Annotated in this window: 22 protein-coding genes; 19 read left to right on the top strand and 3 right to left on the bottom strand. The window is 60.7% G+C overall.

The window, feature by feature from the left end:
• Positions 1-576: 576 nt before the first annotated feature.
• Complete coding sequence (locus P3T40_RS05260; RefSeq protein WP_429266632.1) at positions 577-1437, bottom strand: hydroxymethylpyrimidine/phosphomethylpyrimidine kinase; 861 nt, start codon at positions 1435-1437, stop codon at positions 577-579.
• Between the two features lie 271 nt (positions 1438-1708).
• Between P3T40_RS05260 and P3T40_RS05255 the strand changes: the two genes are divergently transcribed.
• The 8 genes from P3T40_RS05255 (at position 1709) to P3T40_RS05220 (ending at position 8651) form a co-directional block, all read left to right on the top strand.
• A complete protein-coding gene (locus P3T40_RS05255; protein WP_008342674.1) occupies positions 1709-1879 on the top strand; it encodes a rubredoxin in 171 nt (56 codons plus the stop codon).
• Between the two features lie 187 nt (positions 1880-2066).
• Complete coding sequence (locus P3T40_RS05250; protein ID WP_429266631.1) at positions 2067-3491, top strand: hypothetical protein; 1425 nt, start codon at positions 2067-2069, stop codon at positions 3489-3491.
• 246 nt (positions 3492-3737) lie between these two features.
• Complete coding sequence (locus tag P3T40_RS05245; RefSeq protein WP_429266630.1) at positions 3738-4316, top strand: YqgE/AlgH family protein; 579 nt, start codon at positions 3738-3740, stop codon at positions 4314-4316.
• Positions 4313-4753 carry a Holliday junction resolvase RuvX gene (ruvX, locus tag P3T40_RS05240; RefSeq protein WP_429266629.1) on the top strand — a complete coding sequence of 147 codons (441 nt, stop codon included), beginning with the start codon at positions 4313-4315 and terminating at the stop codon, positions 4751-4753. The genes P3T40_RS05245 and ruvX overlap by 4 nt, the downstream gene beginning before the upstream one ends.
• Complete coding sequence (pyrR, locus tag P3T40_RS05235; protein WP_429266628.1) at positions 4740-5264, top strand: bifunctional pyr operon transcriptional regulator/uracil phosphoribosyltransferase PyrR; 525 nt, start codon at positions 4740-4742, stop codon at positions 5262-5264. The genes ruvX and pyrR overlap by 14 nt, the downstream gene beginning before the upstream one ends.
• A gap of 77 nt (positions 5265-5341) precedes the next feature.
• Positions 5342-6373, top strand: a complete 1032-nt coding sequence (locus P3T40_RS05230) for an aspartate carbamoyltransferase catalytic subunit (RefSeq protein ID WP_429266627.1) — start codon at positions 5342-5344, stop codon at positions 6371-6373.
• Between the two features lie 53 nt (positions 6374-6426).
• Positions 6427-7704, top strand: a complete 1278-nt coding sequence (locus P3T40_RS05225) for a dihydroorotase (RefSeq protein WP_429266626.1) — start codon at positions 6427-6429, stop codon at positions 7702-7704.
• A 59-nt stretch (positions 7705-7763) separates the two neighbouring features.
• Positions 7764-8651, top strand: coding sequence for a lysophospholipid acyltransferase family protein (locus P3T40_RS05220; RefSeq protein WP_429266625.1), 888 nt, complete (start codon positions 7764-7766; stop codon positions 8649-8651).
• On the opposite strand, the gene P3T40_RS05215 is transcribed toward P3T40_RS05220, so the two are convergent.
• The gene (locus P3T40_RS05215) at positions 8648-9502 is read right to left on the bottom strand and encodes a symmetrical bis(5'-nucleosyl)-tetraphosphatase (RefSeq protein WP_429266624.1); all 855 of its coding nucleotides are present in this window, start codon (positions 9500-9502) and stop codon (positions 8648-8650) included. The genes P3T40_RS05220 and P3T40_RS05215 overlap by 4 nt on opposite strands.
• Before the next feature lie 184 nt (positions 9503-9686).
• Here P3T40_RS05215 and P3T40_RS05210 point away from each other — a divergent pair, with 184 nt between their 5' ends.
• The 5 genes from P3T40_RS05210 to rfbD all read left to right on the top strand — a co-directional run bounded on the left by P3T40_RS05210 (position 9687) and on the right by rfbD (position 14408).
• Complete coding sequence (locus P3T40_RS05210) at positions 9687-10616, top strand: GDP-mannose 4,6-dehydratase (protein WP_429266623.1); 930 nt, start codon at positions 9687-9689, stop codon at positions 10614-10616.
• Positions 10617-10995: 379 nt separating this feature from the next.
• Positions 10996-12057: a dTDP-glucose 4,6-dehydratase gene (gene rfbB, locus P3T40_RS05205; protein WP_429266622.1), complete on the top strand. Its 1062-nt coding sequence runs from the start codon at positions 10996-10998 to the stop codon at positions 12055-12057.
• Between the two features lie 10 nt (positions 12058-12067).
• Positions 12068-12961, top strand: a complete 894-nt coding sequence (rfbA, locus tag P3T40_RS05200; RefSeq protein WP_429266621.1) for a glucose-1-phosphate thymidylyltransferase RfbA — start codon at positions 12068-12070, stop codon at positions 12959-12961.
• Positions 12946-13497: a dTDP-4-dehydrorhamnose 3,5-epimerase gene (rfbC, locus tag P3T40_RS05195; protein ID WP_429266620.1), complete on the top strand. Its 552-nt coding sequence runs from the start codon at positions 12946-12948 to the stop codon at positions 13495-13497. The genes rfbA and rfbC overlap by 16 nt, the downstream gene beginning before the upstream one ends.
• 11 nt (positions 13498-13508) lie before the next feature.
• On the top strand, positions 13509-14408 hold the full coding sequence (gene rfbD / locus P3T40_RS05190; RefSeq protein WP_429266619.1) for a dTDP-4-dehydrorhamnose reductase: 900 nt from the start codon (positions 13509-13511) through the stop codon (positions 14406-14408).
• A 10-nt stretch (positions 14409-14418) separates the two neighbouring features.
• Here rfbD and P3T40_RS05185 read toward each other — a convergent pair whose 3' ends face one another.
• Positions 14419-15333: a glycosyltransferase family 2 protein gene (locus tag P3T40_RS05185; RefSeq protein ID WP_429266618.1), complete on the bottom strand. Its 915-nt coding sequence runs from the start codon at positions 15331-15333 to the stop codon at positions 14419-14421.
• A 210-nt stretch (positions 15334-15543) separates the two neighbouring features.
• Here P3T40_RS05185 and P3T40_RS05180 point away from each other — a divergent pair, with 210 nt between their 5' ends.
• The 6 genes from P3T40_RS05180 to P3T40_RS05155 form a co-directional block, all read left to right on the top strand.
• Positions 15544-16974, top strand: coding sequence for a mannose-1-phosphate guanylyltransferase/mannose-6-phosphate isomerase (locus P3T40_RS05180; protein WP_429266980.1), 1431 nt, complete (start codon positions 15544-15546; stop codon positions 16972-16974).
• A gap of 102 nt (positions 16975-17076) precedes the next feature.
• The gene (locus P3T40_RS05175; RefSeq protein ID WP_429266979.1) at positions 17077-17865 is read left to right on the top strand and encodes an ABC transporter permease; all 789 of its coding nucleotides are present in this window, start codon (positions 17077-17079) and stop codon (positions 17863-17865) included.
• Complete coding sequence (locus tag P3T40_RS05170) at positions 17855-19216, top strand: ABC transporter ATP-binding protein (protein ID WP_429266617.1); 1362 nt, start codon at positions 17855-17857, stop codon at positions 19214-19216. The genes P3T40_RS05175 and P3T40_RS05170 overlap by 11 nt, the downstream gene beginning before the upstream one ends.
• 482 nt (positions 19217-19698) lie before the next feature.
• Positions 19699-22140 carry a glycosyltransferase gene (locus P3T40_RS05165; protein ID WP_429266616.1) on the top strand — a complete coding sequence of 814 codons (2442 nt, stop codon included), beginning with the start codon at positions 19699-19701 and terminating at the stop codon, positions 22138-22140.
• A 331-nt stretch (positions 22141-22471) separates the two neighbouring features.
• Positions 22472-23449 carry a D-glycero-beta-D-manno-heptose-7-phosphate kinase gene (gene rfaE1, locus P3T40_RS05160; RefSeq protein ID WP_429266615.1) on the top strand — a complete coding sequence of 326 codons (978 nt, stop codon included), beginning with the start codon at positions 22472-22474 and terminating at the stop codon, positions 23447-23449.
• Positions 23446-23728 (top strand): NAD-dependent epimerase/dehydratase family protein (locus P3T40_RS05155; protein ID WP_429266614.1); only part of this gene is annotated, 283 nt, incomplete at its 3' end. The genes rfaE1 and P3T40_RS05155, both read left to right, overlap by 4 nt.

Raw genomic sequence — 23728 nt, 5'->3', positions numbered from 1 at the left:
CGCCGGCGGGGGTATCCGGAGAGTCTGGAGTGGCGTCGTAAAGGGTGCGAGTGCGGGCGTGTGAGTTGTCCACTTTAACGATTCCCGCTGAGGTCGATGCCGGTTGAGGGAACGAGACTCTCTAGCTCAATCTTGAGGCAGCGGGAACAGGTCACGCGTGCTCGAGCACATTTCGGCGGATGAGACGACAGGGTTCGTAGAGGCATGAAGTGCAGCCTTCGATATTACAGTTCGTAAATTCTACTGTGAGATAAGCATTCCATCTGTAACACTTAATTACTTTAGTAATACGAACGTGACGATTTTGTAGGAACCAAGGGCGGCCCGGGCGGCGCTGTGATCGTTCGTAACACGAGGTCCATGTGCCCCGCGGGCGAATGAACCACCCGGGAAGTCAGGCGCGGCTATCCGGCCGAGTGACGAGGATCGGCAAGCCTGATCACGATTCGGAAACGTTTGCGGCTGGAAGATAGGGCAAAGCTTTGCGGCGGACGCGAAGGCAACGCGATGGCAGATGCTCTGCAACTGTGAGTTAAGCCGGGCGAGCCGACCTACGCAACCGAATCCGCCCCATCCTCAGTGCCGTGCCTCTCCCGGCGGCGCATCCTTGGCGCTGCCCAGCGGCGTTTCTTCTTCGCTGCTGCGCGCCCAGAAAAACCGGTCCGGCAGATACGCGCCCATTCCCGGACGAAACGCGTTGCGCATCGCCTGGAACAGATACTCCTGCGCTTCACGCACGGCCTCGGCCGGTTCCTGCCCATTGGCGAGCAATGCAGCGATCGCCGCGCCCAGCGTATCAGTCAGCCCCATGATGCGGTGCGGGCCGCGGTCCCACATGTCCTGGCGCAACTGACCGTCGTCGCTGAAGAGCGTATTGACGAGCCGGTGCGTGCCGGTTTCCGTGGACAGAATGTATTCGCAGCCCTGCGACAGCAGATGCGAGATCGCCGCGTCGAGGCTCGGCGCTTCAGCATCGCCGTCCGGCTGGGCGAGCGCGAGCAGGGTGGCGTGGTCGGCGACCAGCAAGGTGGTTTGCGGCGCGAGAAGGTCGGCAATCGCTTCGCGCAGTTCATCGGCGGCGAGTACGTGCTCGTCGTCGAGCGTGAAGTCGGGGGCGAGGATCAGCGGGATGTCGTCGTAGTCGGCTACGACTTCGGCGATCGCGCTCACCACTTCCGCTCGCGTCGCCGCGCCTACCTTGAAGGCGGCAATGGGCATGTCTTCGAGCAGCATGCGTGCCTGGGTCGCGACGACTTCCGGGTCTAGCCCGGTCACTTCGTCACAGCTTGCCGAGTCGCGCACGGTGTAGCCCGTCAGCACACTGACACCGTGGCAGCCCATGCTGGCCAGTGTCATCAAGTCGGCTTGCAGGCCGGAGGCGCCCGTCGGGTCGGAGAGGCCGAAGGTGAGAACGATCGGAGGAGTGTCGCTGGGCATGAAGATGGTTGGCAGGAAATGAGCATTTGTAAGCGCGCACCGGGCACGCAGTCGGCTCAATTATGCGGCCTAAAGCGTAACCGGGGCGTTTTTTCGCATCCGCGAGGGGCTTCTCGCACGGAACCAGGGCATGGCGTCGCGCCTTATGCGCATTGGCGGGCAGCGCTTTTGCAACGCGGTACCATGGCGACTTTGGATTGCTAGGCATTAGGGCGGCAACACGGTACCATCATGGCTCTCGTTTGAACGCCCTTTTTGACGCGACACAAGAATGGAATATAGAAGCTGGATGTGCCTGATCTGCGGCTGGATCTACGACGAAGAAGCCGGTTTGCCGGATGAAGGGATCGCGCCGGGCACGCGTTGGGAAGATGTTCCCATTAACTGGACCTGCCCTGAATGCGGCGCGCGCAAGGAAGACTTCGAGATGGTCCAGATCTGACCATCCGGCGTTTGCGCGTCCCGGCGGGCGGCGTAAGCGCATCTGCCGGCCGCGCGGCGTGGCAGCGTGGGACATCCATTTTCACGTTCTGTCGCAAGGGTAGTTCGTCATCGTACTGTCGCGGGCTCGCGCGCTTGTTGGCGTGCACGGCCGTGCGCCGGCCTGTCAGTGTTCATGCCGCTTGCCCATGACTTCTGGATCCGCATCCCCCGGCTCATTCGAGGCACTACCGAACCCGCGCGGCGGATCGGTGCGTGCCGCGGAACTCGCGCTCGCCGAAGCGCAGCTAGCCTTCGAGCAGCGCGGCGACACGGCCGGTTCGCTGTTGCGTGCGGTTCAGGCCTTGCGCGAAGCGGGCTGGCTCGCGGCGCAGCGACTCGCGGATGCGCTGGTACTGGTGTCGCCGCTGACGGCCGCTGAGCTCACCGAAGAACCTGACGCGCGCCAATTGTTCGCCGTGGCACTGCACGATTTCCGGGCAGCGATTGGCCGCCACAACCTGCGCGAGCTTGCTTGCTCGCCGACCCTCTTCGCGCACTATCACGCGCTCAGCGCGCTGATTTCCCGGCGCACGCCCGGTTTTACGGTCACGTACGAAGATCTCGCTCTCGCCGCCAGGCCGTTGCCGCCCGTGTCATTCAGCAAGCAGCCGGCTGAGCGGCTCGCGCACTTGCGGGCGCGCTACGAGCGTGCGCTGCTGCCGGTCTTGCGGGCGCATTCGAGCGATGGCCTGGCCAGCGCTGCGGCAGCCGCCCTGACGCGCGCCGCGCTCGATGAACTCGATGCCTGTCTTACCGAACTCGCCGCCCCTGATCCCTACGACTTCTGGCGTCTCGCGTCAGCATGCGCACGCTCGTTGCGCGTGAGCGGTCACCTGGTGGGTGACGCAGACGCACGGCGCTTTTATGCCCGCTGCAATCTGGCGCTTGCCGATCACGCACGCGGTTTGCCGCTCGCGCCGCGCGCGATGGTGCGCACCACGCTATCGCTGTTGTGGCGCGATTACGCGTTGTTCGGCGCCGCAGCCGAGGACGCCGAGCATGTCGAGTTGTTACGCGACTATGGTTTGACGGTGGACTGGCACGTGGCCGGCACGCAGGAGTCGGAGGCGTTGTGGGAGGCTGGCGCGGCTGAAGCCCAAGGAATCGGTTCCGGCTTGCACGAAGCGCGCACGCGCGAACTGGGCGTACTCACGGTCAACGCCCATGCCTATGAAGATTTCCTGCAGACGGCGGACGCGGCGATTGCCGCGCTCGCCGAGCATGCCCGCGCCGCCGGTCAGCCCGAGAAGGCCGATCCGAGCGAAGCGCTGCAGGCCGGCGACGCCGCCTACCGGCTTGGCGCGGCCGCTAGCGCGCTGGGGCTGGGTCACGTCGCCCTGCTGGCGGATGCGCTTGGGCTCGCCTGGCGGCGCCGCGCGCACGCCGGCGTGTCGACGCCCGCGGTGCGCGCGCATGTGGTCGTTGAAGCGCCCGGCGCGCGGGCGCTCGAGCAGGGCGCCGAAGGGCTGCGTGCCATGCTGCACACCATCGCGGCGGGCGTCGCGCCGCCGGGCGGCAGTTCTGTGCTGGCTGCGCTGACCCGCGCCATCGAGCAGGGCGGCGGCGCCTGACCGGCTACCAGACGCAGCTAACGGACCGTGGCTGCAGCGCTGTCCGGGCCGTCGCCACGCGGGTTTAAACGCCTTGCGCCACCTTACCTGTCACTCACGCGGATGCGCACCCGAATACGCTGCGTTGGCAACGTGTAAGCGCGTGATAGAGTGACACCATGATCCGCTGTTTATGGATCGCGGCGAACCTTGTCGGTCCACGCTCAAAGCCCGCCATTCCGCATCGTCTTTGCTAAAATCCGAACTATGTCCAAGAGTACCGATCGCATCAATCTGACCAACCAGTTCCTGATCGCCATGCCAAACATGGCGGACCCCACGTTTTCAGGAACGGTGGTCTACCTTTGCGATCATAGTGAGCGCGGTGCGCTCGGTCTCGTGATCAACCGGCCGACCGACATCGATCTGGAAGCGCTCTTCAGTCGCATCGATCTGAAGCTGGAGATCGAACCCCTGCTGCATGTCCCTGTGTACTTCGGCGGCCCGGTGCAAACCGAGCGCGGCTTCGTGCTGCATTATCCGAAGGACGGGAGCCCCTATACGTCGTCGATGTCGGTGCCCGGCGGTCTGGAGATGACCACCTCCAAGGATGTGCTCGAGGCCGTGGCAAGCGGCACCGGCCCGGAACGTTTTCTGCTCACACTCGGCCACGCCGGCTGGGGCGCAGGCCAGCTCGAAGATGAGATTTCCAAGAACGGCTGGCTCACGGTAGAAGCCGATCCGAAGATCGTGTTCGATACGCCGGCTGAAGAACGTCTCGAAGCCGCGCTGGCGCTGCTCGGCATCTCCCTCTCCATGCTCTCCGGCGAAGCAGGCCACGCATGAGTAGTCCGGCCGGGCGGCCGGCAACGCTGCTGGCGTTCGACTATGGTGAAAAACGCATTGGCGTGGCGGTCGGCAACTCGCTGACCAAAAGCGCACGGCCGCTCGTGGTGGTGCAAAACCGCAATCGCGAGTATCGCTTCGAGGCGGTGGGCAAGCTGATCGCCGAATGGAAGCCGGATGCGCTGGTGGTGGGCTTGCCCATGCATCCCGATGGTGCGCCCCACGAAATGACCCAACTCGCGAAACGCTTCGGCAACCAGCTCAACGGGCGCTTCAATTTGCCGGTGACGTGGGTCGACGAACGTTATTCGTCGGTCGAAGCGAAAGCCGAGATCCACGCCGGTAACGGCCGCGCGGACATGCTCGACGCCGAAGCCGCCTGCATCATCCTCCAGCAATATCTAGACGGACTATCTGACGACCATGAGTTCCATTGACGCCGAGGCGCTGTATCGCTCCGTCCTCGAACAGATTCGTGCGGCTTGTGGCGATGCGCTTGGCGGCACAGACGGCGCCGTGCTGGCTGGTATCTACAGCGGTGGGGCGTGGCTGGTGGAGCGTCTGGCGCGTGATTTGAAGGTCGACATCTTTGGTGTCGTCAACGTTGCGCTGCATCGGGACGACTACGCGAAGAAAGGGCTGCACGCGCAAGCGAGCCCAACTTCGCTGCCGTTCGACGTCAACAAGCGCCGCATCGTGCTGGTCGATGACGTGTTGTACACCGGCCGCACCGTGCGCGCGGCGCTGAACGAGCTGTACGACTTCGGGCGGCCTGCCTCCGTCGAACTGGCGGTGCTCGCCGATCGCGGTGGCCGTGAGTTGCCGGTGGGGGCGCGCTTTGTCGGCGGCGTGGTTGAGGTGCCGGCCAACGCGACGCTCGTGCTCGCGCGCGAGAACAACGGCGACGCCGAGCGTTTCACCTTTCACACCGAAGCACGCGCTGATTGAGCGCAAGGTGCGCCACACGCCTCACGCTGCACGTTACCCGCGGCTCGACTCGCAACACGTTTGATTCAGGTATCTTCATGACCACCGGCACCCAAGGCTCCCAGGACACTACCGGCCAGACGTCGTCGCCGGACCGCTTTCGACACGGTTTCCTGAAGGGCAACCCGCAGCTCACCAAGAACGGAGAGCTCAAGCATCTGTTGACGATCGAAGGCTTGCCGCGTGCGATCGTCAATCACATCCTCGATACCGCCGAGCAGTTCGTCAGCGTGACGGACCGCGAGGTGAAGAAGGTGCCGCTGTTGCGCGGCAAGTCGGTGTTCAATCTGTTCTTCGAGAACTCGACGCGCACCCGCACCACCTTCGAGATCGCCGCTAAGCGACTGTCGGCGGACGTGATCAATCTGAACATCAACGCGTCGTCGACCAGCAAGGGCGAGTCGCTGCTGGACACCATCAACAACCTGTCCGCGATGCACGCCGACATGTTCGTGATGCGCCATGCATCGAGCGGCGCGCCGTACCTGATCGCCGAGCACTGCGCGCCGCATGTGCACGTGATCAACGCCGGCGATGGCCGTCATGCGCACCCGACGCAGGGGCTGCTCGACATGTACACGATTCGTCACTACAAGAAGGACTTCACGAATCTGCGTGTGGCAATCGTGGGCGACATTCTGCATTCGCGGGTGGCGCGTTCAGACATCCATGGATTGACCACGCTCGGTGTGCCCGAAGTGCGCGCCATCGGTCCGCGCACCTTGCTGCCGGGAGGGCTCGAGCAGATGGGTGTGCGGGTGTTCCACAATCTCGACGAAGGCCTGAAGGACGTCGACGTGATCATCATGCTGCGTCTGCAGAACGAACGGATGAGTGGTGCGCTGCTGCCGTCGGCGCAGGAGTACTTCAAGAGCTGGGGGCTGACGCCCGAGCGTCTCGCGCTGGCGAAGCCCGATGCGATCGTGATGCACCCGGGCCCGATGAACCGCGGCGTCGAGATCGACTCGCAGGTGGCGGACGGTCCGCAATCGGTGATCCTGAACCAGGTGACGTTCGGCATTGCCGTGCGGATGGCGGTGATGGGGATCGTCGCGGGCAACCACGACTAAGCGACGATTGAGCAACGATTGAGCACCTTAGGCAACACAGAAAAAGGCAGCGCATGAGTATTCACATTCAAGGCGGCACGCTGATCGACCCGACAGCGGGCACCGAACAGAAGCAGGACATATTTATCGCGGCCGGCAAGATCGTCGCGCTCGGCACTGCACCCGCAGATTTCCAGGCAGAGAAGACCATCGACGCCACCGGGCTGTCGATCGCGCCAGGCCTGGTCGATCTCGCCGCGCGGCTACGCGAACCGGGCTATGAACACAAGGCCACGCTCGAATCGGAAATGGCCGCCGCACTCGCGGGCGGCGTGACGAGCCTCGTCTGTCTGCCCGATACCGATCCGGTGCTCGACGAGCCGGGTCTTGTCGAAATGCTCAAGTTCCGCGCGCGCAATCTGAACCAGGCGAACGTGTTTCCGCTGGGCGCGCTGACGGTAGGTCTCAAAGGCCAGGTCATCACGGAGATGGTCGAGCTGACCGAAGCGGGCTGCATTGGCTTTTCGCAGGCCGATGTGCCGGTGGTGGATACGCAGGTGCTGCTGCGCGCGCTGCAGTACGCGAACACCTACGGCTACACCGTGTGGCTGCGTCCCGTGGATGCGTATCTGGGCAAGGGCGGCGTCGCTGCCAGTGGGCCGCTGGCGTCGCGGCTGGGGCTTTCGGGCGTGCCGGTTTCGGCTGAGACCATCGCGCTGCATACGATCTTCGAACTGGTCCGTGTGACTGGCGCGCGGGTGCACCTGTCGCATCTGTCCTCGGCGGCGGGCATCGATCTGATGCGCGCGGCGAAAGCCGAAGGCTTGCCCGTGACGTGCGACGTGACGGTGAACCACATCCACCTGATCGATCTGGATATTGGCTACTTCGATGCGCAATTCCGCCTCGATCCGCCGTTGCGTTCGCAGCGCGATCGCGAAGCGATCCGCGCGGGACTCGCGGACGGCACGATCGACGCGATCTGCTCCGATCACACCCCCGTAGACGACGATGAAAAGCTGCTGCCGTTCGCCGAGGCCACGCCGGGCGCGACCGGGCTCGAGCTGTTACTTTCGCTGACGGTGAAGTGGGCGGAGGAAGCGCGCATGCCGCTCGCGAAGGCGCTCAATCGCATTACCGCAGCGCCGGCCGGCGTGCTCAAGCTGGACGCGGGACGGATCGCAGTCGGCGCGAACGCGGATCTGTGCATCTTCGATCGCAATACGTACTGGCGGGTCGAGCCGCGTGCGCTGAAAAGCCAGGGACACAACACGCCGTTCCTCGGCTACGAGCTGCCGGCGCGTGTAAGGACGACGATCGTCTCCGGACACGTGGCGTTCGAACAGCGCTGATTCGCGAAGTCAAAACTGCCGATCAATACTGACCCATAGCGACCGACACGGAACCAACCATGAAGCTCGCATTTCGCAAGGCCAGGCTCGTTGCTCATCTGCTGCACGGCATGTGGACGGTCGCGACGCGATTTCCGCGTGCCACCGCTGATCAAAAGGAAGCGCTCAATCGCGCGTGGTCGCTGAAGATGCTGCGGCTGTGCGGCATGCGCCTCGTGGTCCACAACGACAGCGCGCGGCTCGATGCCGGCGCGCTGGTGGTGGCCAATCACATCTCGTGGATCGATATCTATGTGATCAATGCGTGGCGGCCGACGCCGTTCGTCTCCAAGGCCGAGATCCGTCAGTGGCCGGTGGTGGGCTGGCTCGCGCAGCAACTCGGCACGGTGTTCATCCAGAGAGAGAAGCGCAGCGATGCGAAGCGAATCATGCATGAACTGTCCGACCGGCTAAGCGCTGGCGAACTGATGTGCGTGTTTCCGGAAGGCACCACCTCCGACGGCCTCAAGCTGCTGCCGTTTCACGCGAATATGTTTCAGGCGGCGGTCTCGGCGTCGAGCGCGGTGCAGCCGCTCTGCATAATGTACGAGGATGCGCAGGGCCGGCAATCGACCGCGCCGGCGTATATCGACGAGGTCTCGCTGGCCGAGTCGCTTGATGCGCTGCTGCGCGGCGGTCCGCTGACGGCGCATGTCTACGTCGGTGAAGCGCTGGCGCCAGGTGCCGACCGGCGCTCGCTGGCGGCGCAGGCGGAGCAGACGATTGGCGCCGCCTTACGCACGCTTCAAGACAACCTTCGGGGCAGCCCGAAAGGCGCCCGTGCAACGGCGCTCGAAAGCGTGCCGGTGATTGCCCGAGTGGGCGCGGCGAGTGCCACAGCAGGTGGCTTGAGCTCGCATGAAGGGACGCTGATCGACGACGTCGATCAGCACGGCCGTTCAGCCTAATCGGCGGAGGCGCGGCAGCCCTCGCACTCGACCTGGGTGAGCGTGCGATCGGCCGGGTTGGCCGCGAGTCGCACGGCGGACAACTTTTCGCCCCAGACGCAACCCGAATCGAGGCCGATCAGGTTGTCGCGCATTAACAGGCCCAGCGCGGCCCAGTGACCGAACACCACGGTGATGTCGGCCGTCTTGCGCGACGGCAAGTCGAACCATGGCATGAAGCCCGGCGGCGCGGAATTGAGGCCGCCACTCGTGCTGAAATCCATCGCACCGTCCAGATTGCAAAAGCGCATGCGCGTGAGTGCGGTGCACGTGAGCCGCAGACGGTCGATGCCCTTCAGACCAGGCTTCCAGCGATTCGGCTCATTGCCGTACAGACCCGCCAGCGTTTCCTTCCAGTTGGGCGCCCGCAGCGCGCGCTGCAGTTCATCGGCGAGTTCGAGCGTGAGCGTCACATCCCATTGCGGCAACACGCCCGCGTGCACGAGCAGCATGCCGTTTTCGAAGTGTGCCAGCGGCCGGTGGCGGACCCAGTGCAGCAGGTCTTGCGCATCCGGTGCCGCGAGAATCGCGTCGATCGTATCGCCTTTCTTCGATTTGCGAATGCCCGCGGATACCGACAGCAAATGCAAGTCGTGATTGCCCAGCACCGGCTTTGCGCGTTCGCCTAACGCAACGATGTCGCGCAGCGTGGCGAGAGACTCGTCGCCACGATTGATGAGGTCGCCGGCGAACCACAGCGGCGTCTCGGCAGAAGGCGCGGCCTTCGCGAGCAGTTGCTGATACTGGGTGCGGCAACCTTGCAGGTCACCGAAGGCAAGGGGGATGGAATTCGGCAGGCTGGAAACGGTCATCTGGGGCGGAATCAGGGATGCGCAGGCGGAGGATGCTACACGTTTGCGTGACATAATAGCCCGATTGGTGCAGCGCGATGACGACGTTCATGCGACGTTGTTGCGATGTTGTCGCGACGCACCAGATAGCGGGAGCAACACGCAGCAAACAGGAAGCAAGCAGCTAGCAAACAGGAGAATCTGGGTGAGCGGAGAAACGACGAAACCAGCATCGCATGCTGAACGCCTGACACGAACACTCGTTACTGGAGGCAGTGGATTTACCGGCGCCTGGCTAATCGGCAATCTGCTCGCGAGCGGCCACGCGGTCACGGAGACCGTGGCGGGGCAGGGTTCGCCAGAGACGCCTTCACGGCGCCGGCTCGATATCACTTCGCTCGAGGAGTGCCGGCGCGTGATCGACGCAGTGCGGCCCGATTACATCGTGCATCTGGCGGCCATCAGCTTTGTCGGGCATGACGATTCACTCGATTTCTACCGCGTCAACGTGCTGGGCACGCTGAATCTGCTGCAGGCCTGTGCGGATGTGGGGCATACGCCGCGCAAGGTGCTGATTGCGAGCAGTGCGAATGTCTATGGCAACGTGACCAGCGACGCGATTGACGAGAGCTTTCCGGTGGCGCCCGTCAATCACTATGCGGCGAGCAAGGCGGCGATGGAGTCGATGGCGCGCACGTGGTTCGACCGGCTGCCCATTCTGATTGCGCGGCCGTTCAATTACACCGGCCGGGGCCAGACGTCGAACTTCCTTGTGCCGAAGATCGTCGAGCATTTCGCCCGGCGTGAGTCTGAGATCTCGCTGGGGAATATCGACGTGGCGCGCGACTTTTCGGACGTGCGCTATGTGGTGCGGGCTTACGAGGCGCTGCTCGATTCCGCTGCGGTGGGCGAGACCGTCAACGTGTGTACCGGGCAGCCTTATACGCTTAGGGAAATCCTGGCGATGGCGAGCGAAATCACCGGCCATGAGCTGGAGATTCGGGTCAATCCGGCGTTCGTGCGGCAGACCGATGTGAAGGTGCTGGTTGGGTCGCCGGCCAAGCTGCGCCAGCTGGTGCCGGAGGTGGGGGCGATCGGGTTTCGGGAGACGTTGAAGTGGATGCTGGCGGCGTAGCGCGTTGTCGCGATGCAACATTCGCGGCTTTCAACGCTGTAAACATCGATCTTCAGACCCTTCGACCGCCAGCCAGCTGCTTTCTTCTGATCATTCGCCCCGCGACTGACCCGGATCGTCTTTGTTAAGTTCAGGCGAGATTTGCTTTTTTCGCTGCCATTCGGGAATGAACTTTGTCAAGCTGTTTCAAGTTGTTAGGTCTCTAGTTTTTGTTCGCTGCCGCTTTATAATCTGGGCTTCATAAAATAGCGGTTGCTGAGGCCTTTTTACATATAGGCGTAAGCGTAAGGCGGTAAAAATCGCCATATAAGACCACAAAGAGGGCGACCAGATCATCAAGTCCGGTTGCATCGGCCACGAACATCTAGAAGGGAATTTCATGATCCTGGTAACGGGCGGCGCCGGCTTTATCGGCGCCAATTTCGTGCTTGACTGGTTGAACGCCTCGGATGAGTCGGTCCTGAATGTGGACAAGCTGACGTACGCAGGGAACCTGCGCACGCTCAAGTCCCAGCAGGACAATCCGCGCCATGTCTTTGTACGAGCCGATATCTGTGACCAGGCAGCGCTCGCCGCGCTCTTTGCGGAGCACAAGCCGCGTGCCGTACTGCACTTCGCGGCCGAAAGCCACGTCGACCGCTCGATTCATGGCCCAGCTGATTTCGTGCAAACCAATGTGGTGGGCACGTTCACGCTGCTGGAAGCCACCCGTTCCTACTGGAACACGCTGAGCGAAGCCGACAAGGCCGCTTTCCGCTTCCTGCACGTTTCGACCGACGAAGTATTTGGTTCGCTGTCCGCAACCGATCCGCAGTTTTCGGAAACTACGCCGTACGCCCCGAACAGCCCGTATTCGGCCACCAAGGCTGGTTCCGACCATCTGGTCCGTGCGTATCACCATACTTACGGCTTGCCGACGCTGACAACGAACTGCTCGAATAACTACGGTCCGTACCAGTTCCCCGAGAAGCTGATTCCGCTGATGATCGCCAACGCGCTGGCTGGCAAACCACTGCCGGTGTACGGCGACGGTCAGAACGTGCGCGACTGGCTGTATGTGGGCGACCATTGCAGCGCAATCCGCGAAGTCCTCGCGCGCGGCGTGCCGGGCGAGACGTACAACGTGGGCGGCTGGAACGAGAAGAAGAACCTCGAAGTCGTGCATACCCTGTGCGATCTGCTCGACGAAGCGCGTCCGAAGGCGGCAGGCTCGTACCGCGAGCAGATCACGTATGTGACGGATCGTCCGGGTCACGACCGTCGTTATGCGATCGACGCCCGCAAGCTGGAGCGCGAGCTGGGCTGGAAGCCGGCTGAAACGTTCGAGACGGGCATGGCGAAGACCGTACGCTGGTACCTCGATAGCCAGGAGTGGGTCGACGAAGTGGCTTCGGGTGAATACCGCAAGTGGGTTGAGACCAACTACGCGCAGCGCGCGTAAGGGTACCGTCATGGCGCGCAAGGGCATTATTCTCGCAGGCGGATCGGGTACGCGACTGTATCCGATCACCCACGTCGTATCGAAGCAGCTGCTGCCGGTCTATGACAAGCCGATGATCTACTATCCGCTATCCACGCTGATGGTGGCGGGCATTCGTGACGTTCTGATTATCTCCACGCCGCAAGACACGCCGCGCTTCGAGACGATGCTCGGCGACGGCAGCCAGTGGGGCATGAATATCCAGTACGCGGTTCAGCCGTCGCCGGATGGTCTGGCTCAGGCCTTCATTATTGGCCGCGATTTCGTGGGCAATGATCCGTCGGCGCTGATTTTGGGCGACAACATTTTCTACGGACACGACCTCGCCAAGCAGCTTGAGCGCGCGAACCAGCAGGAAGACGGCGCAACCGTGTTCGCGTATCACGTGCAAGATCCTGAGCGATATGGCGTGGTGGAGTTCGACAAGCAGTTCCGCGCCCTCTCGATTGAAGAGAAGCCGGCGAAACCGCGCTCGAACTACGCGGTCACGGGCTTGTACTTCTACGACAATCGGGTGTGCGATATCGCTGCAGATATCAAGCCGTCGCCGCGCGGCGAGCTTGAGATTACCGATGTCAATTCGCGGTATCTCGCCAATGCTGCATTGAACGTCGAGATCATGGGGCGCGGTTACGCGTGGCTCGATACGGGCACGCACGATTCGTTGATTGAAGCGGCCACCTTCATTGCGACGCTGCAAAAGCGCCAGGGGCTCGTCGTTGCGTGTCCGGAAGAGATCGCTTACCGGCAGCAGTGGATTGATGGCGAGCAGCTCTCGGCACTCGCTAAACCGCTCGCGAAGAACGCGTACGGCAAGTATCTGCAAAACCTTCTTACGGACCACGTCGCATGGCCATCCAAGTAACTGCTACGGCGCTGCCTGAAGTCAAGATCATCGAGCCGAAGGTGTTCGGCGATGCGCGTGGCTTCTTCTACGAAAGCTTCAACGGGCGTGAGTTCGCCGAACATGTCGAGGCTGGCGTCGAGTTTGTGCAAGATAACCATTCGCGTTCAGCGAAGGGCGTACTGCGCGGTCTGCATTATCAGATCGCGCATGCGCAGGGCAAGCTGGTGCGCGTCGTGGAAGGCGAAGTGTTCGACGTTGCGGTCGACATTCGCAAGAGCTCGCCGAACTTCGGCAAGTGGGTTGGTGTCGTTCTGTCGGAAGAGAATCATCGCCAATTGTGGGTGCCGCCAGGCTTTGCACATGGGTTCGTCGTGCTGTCCGAGTCTGCGCAGTTCCTCTACAAGACCACGGATTACTGGTTCCCCCAGCACGAGCGCAGCATTGTCTGGAACGACCCCGAGATCGGGATCGAATGGCCGATCGATTTCGAGCCATTGCTGGCTGCGAAGGATGCGGCGGGTAAGCGCCTCGCGGAAGCGGAAGTATTCAAATGACGGGTCGTGCGATGAGTGATTTCCAGAACTCCGGTCCAATTTTGGTCACTGGCGTCAATGGCCAGGTCGGCTTCGAACTGGCTCGCACCCTGCAAGGGTTGGGTCATGTGGTCGCGGCAGATCGCGAGATGCTCGACTTGTCGAATCTGGATCAGATCCGTACGGTGGTGCGCGCAGTGCGACCGGCGATGATTGTCAATCCCGCTGCCTACACGGCGGTCGATAAGGCAGAAAGCGAACTTGATCTCGCGATGCGAATCAACGGTGAGGCGCCGGGCGTGCTCGCCGAAGAGGCGAGGAAACTGGGCGCGCCGTTGATCCACTATTCGACGGACTATGTCTTCAACGGCGAGAAGGATAGTCCCTACGTCGAAACAGACACGACTGACCCTCAGAACGCCTACGGCCGAACGAAGCTGGCAGGTGAGCATGCGATTGTGGAAAGTGGTGTGGAACACCTGATCTTGCGTACTAGTTGGGTTTATGGCGCACGTGGTAAGAACTTCCTGTTGACCATGCTGCGCCTCGGTGCGGAGCGGTCGGAATTGAAAGTCGTGGCCGATCAGATTGGGGCGCCAACGTGGAGTAACACCATTGCGACGCTGACCGCTCATGTGGTCGCGCAGGCCAAAGCCGCGTCAGATCCCGCGCAATGGTGGCACGAACGCTCTGGCATCTATCACTTGACGGCGAGTGGTGCGACGTCATGGCATGGTTTTGCATCGGCAATTTTCGAGTTGGCAAAACTCGACAGGTCGCCGAGCGTTCTGCCAATTCCGGCGAGCGAATATCCGACGCCGGCAAAGCGTCCGACAAACTCGCAAATGTCCGGCGACAGGCTCAGAGAGGTGTTCGGGATCAGCGCACCTGACTGGAAGGATGCGCTGAGTCTGTGTCTCGGTTCACGTTGATGGACAAAGGCTAACGCGCGTTGCTGCGCTCGCGAAGTTTGCCAGCGCGGCCGCGGATGCCGTCGGCGATGCCTTTAAGCATCATTCGCACGTCGTCTACGCGATGCCTCGAAAACAGCGCAAATATCCAGAACTTCACTGACAGCCGCAAGACTTCGTGAAGTTTCCAACTGACCGGTATGTAGTTGCGACGACAGAGCAACAACGCATTGCGGTAGTAGTAGTACCTGCGAATCGGCTTGTGCATTGCCAGTCGCACCGTGGCGAGTTTCAAGGCCTTTTCGCCGATTGCGTGCTGCATCCTGACATCGAACACGCCGTAGCTTTGAAGTCCGGCGGCCTTCGCGCGAAGACCCCATTCGATGTCGACGTAGTCGATGAAGAGCGATTCATCCAGCAAGCCGACCCGGTCTATTGCACTTAGTGGGACAAGTGCTCCGGACGTGATGAGGTAATCCGCCGTCGTCCAGCTTCCTGTTTCAGGAGAATGTTTGCGGCGCGGGAAGCCTGCTGCAAACTCGATGAAAGGTAAGTAGTGGCCGCGGTTTTTCTCGAAGAAGTACGGGCCGATCTGCGCCACGGGTCCTCGACCGATTAGTTCGTCGTGATAGCATTCGAGCCGGCTGACCATCCCGTCGGAAGGTGCGCTGTCCTGATCAAATAGTGCGACGAACTCGGCCGAACCTCGCTGTCGCACTGCGGCGAATCCGGCGTTAAGGGCGGTGGCAATGCCATTGTTCGAGCCTTGTTCGACCAGGTGGACGGCTTCGCTCGGCAACTGATGTCGCCAACTCGACAAGTTTGCGGATCCATTGTCGACAACCACGATCTTGTCGACCTGTGGCGCGAGGGCGGAGATGAGGCTCAGCAGCGTGCCTATTTCGGGTTCGTACGTGACGACGACTGCGTCGGAGCGGTGCGACAAGATTTGGACTGCCCTGTGGTGAATTAGACGACTATCAGGACGCTAGGAGGAAGAGAGCCATGGTGGGCACACGTTGTCGCAGCGTGCCGGTTCGGGTCCTGGAAGCAGCGTACGCGCTGGTTCCCTAGCGTGCGATAATTATACATTTATGGCCGCGCACTTTTGCCAAGCCGTTTGCAAGGTTCAATGAACGCGATTCAGTTCACGGATATGACGATTACCCCGGTAGTTCTTTGCGGTGGCTCAGGCACTCGCATGTGGCCTCTGTCGCGCAGCGGCTACCCGAAGCAGTTCCTGGCGCTGCATGGCGAAGAAACATTGCTCCAGCAGACCGTGGGCCGGCTCAGCGGTGTGTCGGCGATCGAAGCGCCGATGGTGATCACCAACGACGAGCAGCGCTTCCTTGTGGCAGAGCAGTTGCGGCAGATCAACGTGAAGGGTGCTCGACTCGTGTTGGAGCCCGTCGGCCGCAATACCGGTCCTGCGATCGCGGCGGCCGCGCTCATCGCTGCCAAAGACGATCCTGAGGCTGTGCTGCTGGTTCTGCCAGCCGATCACGTCATTGAGAACACCGCGCTGTTTCAGCAGGTGGTCGAGCGGGCGCTACCTCATGCGGCCGCCGGCAAGCTTGTCACGTTCGGCATTGAGCCAACCGAGCCTCACACCGGCTATGGTTATATTCGCCGGGATGCTGCTCAAGATTGCGGGGGTGGGGCTTATCAAGTTGCGGAATTCGTAGAAAAGCCCAATGCTGCGCGTGCCAAGGACTTCCTCGTTAGCGGTGAGTACTACTGGAACAGCGGCATGTTTTTGTTCCGCGCTGATGCCTATCTGCGGGAACTGGCGCTGTTTGCGCCTGATGTTCTCGAGCACGTCCGGAACGCGGTCGACCTCGCCCAGCAAGACCTGGACTTCCTGCGTTTGAATCGCGAGGCGTTTTCTGCAAGCCGGTCCGACTCCATCGATTACATGGTGATGGAGCATACCGGTGACGCGGTCGTGCTGGCTGCCGCCGGTTTGGGTTGGAGCGACGTCGGTACATGGAGTGCTCTCGCAGCGATTAGCGCTCTTGACGACGACGGCAACACATTCACCGGCGACGTTGTTTCCCATGGCACATCGAATAGCTTTGTGCGTAGCGAACATCGCATGGTGGCAGTCCTTGGCGTCGACAATCTGGTCGTTGTCGAGACGGCCGATGCGGTGTTAGTGGCGAGCAAAGAGAACGCGCAAGATGTCAAAAAGATCGTTGACATTCTGAATGCTCAAGGTCGCATAGAGTCCGAAACTCATCGCAGGGTTTTCCGGCCTTGGGGTAGCTACGAGGGTGTGGACAGCGGCGAGCGGTTTCAGGTCAAGCGGATCGTCGTCAATCCGGGCGCGTCGTTGTCGCTGCAGATGCACTATCACCGCGCTGAACATTGGATCGTCGTAAGCGGTACGGCGCGCGTGGTGAATGGCGACACCACCATTCTCCTTTCCGAAAACCAGTCGACTTATATCCCCTTGGGTACGCTGCATCGACTCGAGAATCCGGGCAAGGTGCCTTTGGAGATGATCGAAGTGCAGTCAGGGTCGTATCTTGGCGAGGACGACATCGTCCGCTTTGAGGATAACTATGGCCGTATTCAAAACCAATAACGTCGCGCAGGGTTCGTTACCGTCCGTGTATCAAGTTACTTCCTTATCGATGGCCTCGATTTTTTAGGCAATATGCTGCGTTTATTTACCTCTCCAAGAAGGATGGTGGGCTCTCTGATCGAGCACCGCAATTTGATCGTTGCTCTTACAGTGCGGGAAGTGTTGGGTCGCTACAGGGGCTCCGTGCTCGGTCTGTTCTGGTCGGTGTTTCAGCCAATTCTGATGCTTGCCGTCTACACCTTCGTGTTCGGCCTGATCTTCCGCTCGCGCTGGCCTGGTGGTAGTGGTTCAAGATCAGAGTTCGCTCTGGTGCTGTTCTCTGGATTGCTCGTGTTCAACATGTTCGCGGAGTGTCTCAACCGCGCGCCTACAATCATTTTGTCAAACACGAACTACGTCAAGCGGGTGGTTTTCCCTCTTGAAGTGTTGCCATGCGTGACCGTCGCGGTCGCGTTGTTCCACCTGTTTGTGAGTTTCATTGTCTGGCTGGTGTTTTACCTGATCGCGATCGGCATTCCGTCTCCCACGGTATTGCTTTTCCCGATCGCGCTGATCCCGCTTATCTTCTTCTCGCTGGGAATTGCCTGGTTCTTTTCGGCGTTGGGCGTCTTTGTGCGGGACACCGCGCAGATCACCGGCTTGGTAACTACCGTGTTGATGTTCATGACCCCGATTTTTTACCCGGCGGAGGCCATTCCCGTCAGGTTCCGTGCAATCGCCGGGCTGAATCCGTTGGTGCCGATTATTGAACAGGTTCGCAGGGTTCTAATGTGGCACAACGGTATTGCGCTTGGCGCGTATTTGCCCGTGTTGGTTGCTTCACTAGTCGTTCTTTGGATTGGTTACTCGTGGTTTGAGAAAACCCGAAAAGGGTTTGCAGATGTCCTCTGATTTCGCTATCAAAATCGAAAATCTGAGCAAGTGCTATCACATCTATGACAGACCGGTAGATCGTTTGCTTCAGATGGTGTTTCGCGGCAAGCGCCGGTACTTCCGTGAGTTCTGGGCCGTGCACGGTGTCTCGTTTACGGTGGAAAAGGGCAAAACGGTCGCGATCATCGGCCGCAACGGCGCAGGCAAGTCGACGCTGTTGCAGATGATTTGCGGTACGTTGAATCCGACAGAAGGGCGCATCACCGTCAATGGCAAGGTTGCCGCCCTCCTCGAACTGGGCGCGGGCTTCAACCCAGAGTTTACCGGCCGTGAGAATGTGTATCTTTCCGCATCGTTACACGGCCTCACGCGCGAGCAGGTCGACGCGCGGTACGAAGCGATCACCACCTTCGCGGGTATCGGCGACTACGTTGATCAGCCGGTCAAGACATACTCGAGCGGCATGTTCGTCCGGCTCGCTTTTGCCGTTATTGCTCACGTGGACGCCGACATCCTGATCGTCGACGAAGCGTTGAGCGTGGGCGACGCCTTCTTTCAGCAGAAGTGCATGCGTTTTCTGCTCGACTTCAAGTCGAATGGTGGCACGCTGCTTTTTGTGAGCCACGATATGGGGGCGGTGAACGCGTTGTGCGAATCCGCAGTCCTGCTTCGGCGCGAGGGGTCCGAGTATCTGTATCAGACCGGTACGCCGAAGGACATTGCGATGGTGTACCTGCGCGATCTATATTCGGAGAAAGCGGCGGGGCACTCGGAGGCAATTGAGTCCGTCCCATCAGTCGAGGCGGATGGACCGTCGACAACCGAGGTGGCTAATGGTCGCGGCGGACGCAGACGTCAGTACTCGCTCGACAGCGTCCCGCCGGTTGGCTATCACGCGTCGTCGTTCCGTCGCGAAGCCGACAGTTTTGGGCTCGGCGGCGCGAATATCACTTCGGCGTTTTTCCGCGACGTGCATGGAAACGCGGTGAGCCAATTTAAGTCCGAGGACGAAATCAGCCTCGTTATCCGCGCAAGCGTTAACAAGGATATGACCTTTCCGGCCATCGGTTTTGTGCTGAAGGACAAAACCGGCCAAACGCTGATCGGAGAGAGCACCGATAGCTACCTGCGCGATCAAGCGATCGTCGCGGAATCGGGCACTGAAGTCGAGGCTGCGTTCAAGATGACTTTTCCGGCGCTGATCAGAGGCGAGTACACGATCGACGTGGCATTCGCGGAGGGGCCGGGTAGCGAGCATGTCCAGCATCACCTGATGCACGATGTCATCGTACTGACAGCACTTGGCACGAATCTCGTGCACGGAAAATTCGGTGCCCCGTCACTGTCCGTAACGTTCGACATCAATTGACGGAGAAGCTCTGGGCAATGGCGCAACTGCAATGCAAATACGGTTATATTGAAACGGCTCCGGGTGATTTGATCGTCTCGGAGGCGTTGCGGCTTTACGGCGAATGGGCGGAGCGCCAACTCTGCGTCATGCGGCGTTTCATCGAGCCTGAAAGCGTGGTGGCGGACCTCGGCGCATCCATTGGAACGCGCACGGTCGCGTTCGCGCGTTGGGTCGATCACGGCGGCCACGTGCATGCGTATGAGTTCCGCACAGAAGCACTGCCAGTTCTGGAAAGAAATATCGCATCGAATCACCTGGCTGGCACGATCACGCTTCACGGAGCGGGATCCGGCGCGTCGATGGAGGCGCTTGATACGTCGAATTTACCGCGGCTCGATTTCGTCCATATCGATGTTCCCGGCGCCGCAGCCGAGGTTCTCCGCACAGCCGCAGACACGGTTGCGCGATGCCGTCCTGTCATTACGCTAGGCGGCGACGCTGTGAGCGACGCGGACGATATTCTCGCGTGGGGCAGTAGTCGGGACTACCTTATATTCGGCCATGTCGACTACGCGTTTAACCCGGAAAATTACCGGCACTGCAGGGACAACCTGTTTGGCGACTTGCAGGAAGCGCTTCTGATCCTCGTGCCCGCAGAGAAGGCTGGAAGTCTCGACCTGCGGGATTTGCGGCCTGTGCGCAGCGCTGATGAGGCGCGCAACCTGGTCCCACTGGCGGCGGAAGCCGGGAGCCGCGACGGCACCGCTTCACTTCGTGGTGCGGCTGGGAAGAACGCTACAGAAACGTTGCGTGAGGCGCTAATTGTCCCGGATGCCGAATCGTTACCGGACACTGGCTTTCAGCGCTGCGTGGGTGACGCTGTTCACATCGTGGTGCCGTTCTACAAGAAGGAAGAACTGGTCGCCCAGATATTCAGGTCGCTTAATGAAATCGCCGGAGAGATTAGCGAGATCGGCGGCAAGGTCTTCTTCTACAACGACAGCCCCGACTACGCTCCGCTTCAGGAAGCGCTCGAAAATTGCAGGTTCGACGACAGTGCCGTTCAGTTCCAGGTGGTGCGTAATGCTGCCAACCTGGGATTCATTGGTACCTGCAACGCGGCCTTCGCCCATGCGAAGGGCGAGCGTGCGGATGTCATTCTGCTGAATTCCGACACGATCGTCTTCCCGGGCGCTTTACGAGAGATTCTTGAGGTCGCCCAGTGCGACCCGATGATCGGTTTCGTTTCGCCCCGCAGCAATAACGCGACGCTTGCCACGCTGCCGCATTCCTCGTTGGACTGCGATGTGACGCCGGCGGATGGATATACCGCTTTCGTAAAAAATTCTGCCAGTCTGCCGCGCTTCTCGTTTGTGCCGACGGCGGTGGGATTCTGTCTCTACGTCAAATGGTCGGTCTACAGCGAGTTGGGCGCACTGGACCCGATCTATGGGAAGGGCTACAACGAAGAGAACGATCTGATTCTTCGCGCCAACCGCTGCGGCTACCGCGCCGTACTTGCGAATCGTGCGTTCGTATGGCATCAGGGTGAGCAGTCCTTCGCCGAGTCTGCACAGTCTAAAGCTTCGCGCGAGGCGAAGAACGCACCCGTACTGCACTCCAGGTATCCGGAATATCTGTCGCTGATCTATCAGTATTTCAATTCGCCGGAATACCTTGCCGAAGACCTCCTCGAATATGTCGACGCGGATGCGGGCCGACTGACCTTCGCATTCGACTTTTCGAACTTTGCGGCCCACTTCAACGGAACCTTCGAGTCCGGTATCAAGCTGCTTGAGGCGGCTGTACGCACTTGGCCAAAGTACTGCCATATCGCGGTTTACATGGACCAGACCGCGTGGAACTTCCATGGTCTGAGCCGGCTCCCCGGTGTCCGACGCCTGGACGTCCAGGATGCCTCCGCGAAAGTGACGGCTATTGTTCGTGTGGGTCAACCTTTTGATGTCAAGGCTGTCTCGCGCATCGTCAGGCGTGCGCCCGTAATTGGCATCTTCATGCTCGACACGATTTCGTACGACTGTGGGTATTTGTCGCTCACGTTCGATGCCAAGATCTGGCGTTATGTGTTCGAGCAGATCGACGTCCTGTTCACGAACTCCCGTTTTACACTCGATCGTATCGCTACCCGTTTCAGGCTGGGAGCCAGAGTTTTGCAGCGGGTTTCGCGCCACTCGCTCGACGTGTCGGAGTACGCACTTCCACGAGAGCGCACCGCAGGGGCAAAACCGCACCTCTTTGTCATTGGCAATCACTTTAGCCACAAGTTTGTCCGTCCGACCGTGGATGCCATTGCTGCGGCATTCGCGGACCGCAAGGTCGTTGCAGTCGGTTATGGCGAGGAGCCCTCGCCGTACAGCAACGTCGAGGCTTACGAGAGCGGCAACCTCCCGAATGAGACTTTCGAGAAATTCTATTCTGATGCGGAAGCGGTGGTTTTCCCGAGCCACTATGAGGGCTTCGGTTTTCCGATCCTGCATTCGCTGGCACGCAAACGGCCGATCTATGTTAGAGATTCGGCGTTGTACAGGGAGTTGGCCAGTAATATCCAGGGCGCTGAGAATATTCACTACTTTTGCACGCTGGACGAACTGGTGGCCGACCTGCGTGAGAACGGTGTGAACTGGGTCGCCCCCGGAAATCTCGGTGAGCAAAACGGTTGGGACCGTTCGGCTGTCGAGGTTTTTCACGCGCTGGAACAGGCGCGGCGTACGGTCTCTTATGGTGCGCTGGTGGACCGGTTGCGCCAGCTCGACCAGCTCCTTCTCGCCTCCGAAGCTTCGACGGTGATCCCTACGGTGGCGAAGCGAATTGGCCTGAAGGTCGAGAGGACTGTAGACAAGGTGCTCAAAACCCCGGGCGTGAAGCCTCTGGCCCTGCGCAGCTGGAGACTGATCCGGCGTCTGCGCACGAAGAAGCGCTAATGAATTGTCGATTTTTCGCCCAGCAAACCACGCGAGGCATGCAAATTGGGTTCCTGGGCGGTTCGGCGAACGTACCGAACCGGTCCCTTATAATGCTGCATCTGGCGCGGCCGAGGCGCCTGGTTTGGTGCCTGGTTAAGGCGCTGAGGCATAGCATGCGTATAGAGCCGCATACCCAACGTTCGCGCGTGAAATTCTCAAAGGTGTATGAGACGTTCAGGCAGTTGGGCTGCCACGTGTCTGGCCCGGCCGTTTAACCATTCGCTTTCCATCCGTTTCCATGATTCATTTTCAAGATACAGAGGCGCACAGCGGTGCTGGCGAGAAGCCAATGTCGGCAGTGCCGCTCGCCAGATTGGCGGCTGGCCGGGTGCTGGTCGTGGGGGACGTCATGCTGGACCGTTACTGGTTTGGTGACGTGAACCGTATATCCCCGGAGGCGCCGGTCCCGGTTGTGCATGTGCAGCGCACTGAGGATCGCCTCGGCGGTGCCGCGAACGTGGCGCGCAATGTGGCTGCGCTGGGTGCGCAGGCCGGATTGCTGTGTGTAGTCGGCGCGGATGAGCCGGGCGAGCGCATCATCGAACTGCTGCAGGAGAGCCGCGTGAACGCGCACCTGGAGCGCGATATCGACTTGCCCACCACCATCAAGCTTCGAGTGCTGTCGCGGCAACAGCAGTTACTGCGGGTCGATTTCGAGAAGTGGCCGGCACACGAGGTGCTGCTCGCGGGCCTCGCGAGGTTCGAAGCGCTATTGCCCGCGCACGATATCGTGCTGTTTTCCGACTACGCGAAAGGCGGTCTGACGCACGTAACGAAGATGATCGCGGCCGCCCGGACAGCTGGCAAGACTGTGCTAATCGATCCCAAGGGCGACGACTGGGAGCGTTACCGCGGTGCGACATTGATTACGCCGAATCGCGCCGAGCTGCGAGATGTGGTCGGCCAGTGGAAATCGGAAGATGACTTGCTTGCGCGTGTGACCGAGTTGCGTGCGTCGCTTGAACTGGAGGCGTTACTGCTGACCCGCTCAGAGGAGGGCATGACGCTCTTCACCGACGCGGGCGTGATGCATGAATCGGCCGTTGCACGCGAAGTGTATGATGTCTCGGGCGCCGGCGATACCGTCATTGCCACGCTCGCGGCCATGCTGGGCGCGGGTTTGCCGCTCACAGAGGCTGTGGGCATTGCCAATCGGGCAGCCGGTATCGTGGTGGGCAAGCTGGGCACTGCGACCGTCGACTACACAGAACTTTTCCCCGACATGTCCGCGAGTGGGCACGGCGGCGTTCCTGGATACCCCTCATGACTATCATCGTCACCGGCGCGGCCGGCTTTATCGGCAGCAACCTCGTGAAAGCGCTCAACGAGCGCGGTGAACAACGCATCATCGCCGTCGACAATCTCACGCGTGCCGACAAGTTCAAGAATCTCGTCGATTGCGAGATTGACGACTATCTCGACAAGACTGAATTTGTTGAACGCTTTGCGCGCGGCGATTTCGGTAAGGTGCGCGCGGTGTTCCACGAAGGCGCCTGTTCGGACACGATGGAAACCGACGGCCGCTACATGATGGACAACAATTTCC

Source organism: Paraburkholderia sp. EB58 (assembly GCF_050436665.1).
Lineage (GTDB): Bacteria > Pseudomonadota > Gammaproteobacteria > Burkholderiales > Burkholderiaceae > Paraburkholderia.
Note: the sequence above shows the minus strand (reverse complement) of the source record. Positions and strands in the feature narration are given on the sequence as shown.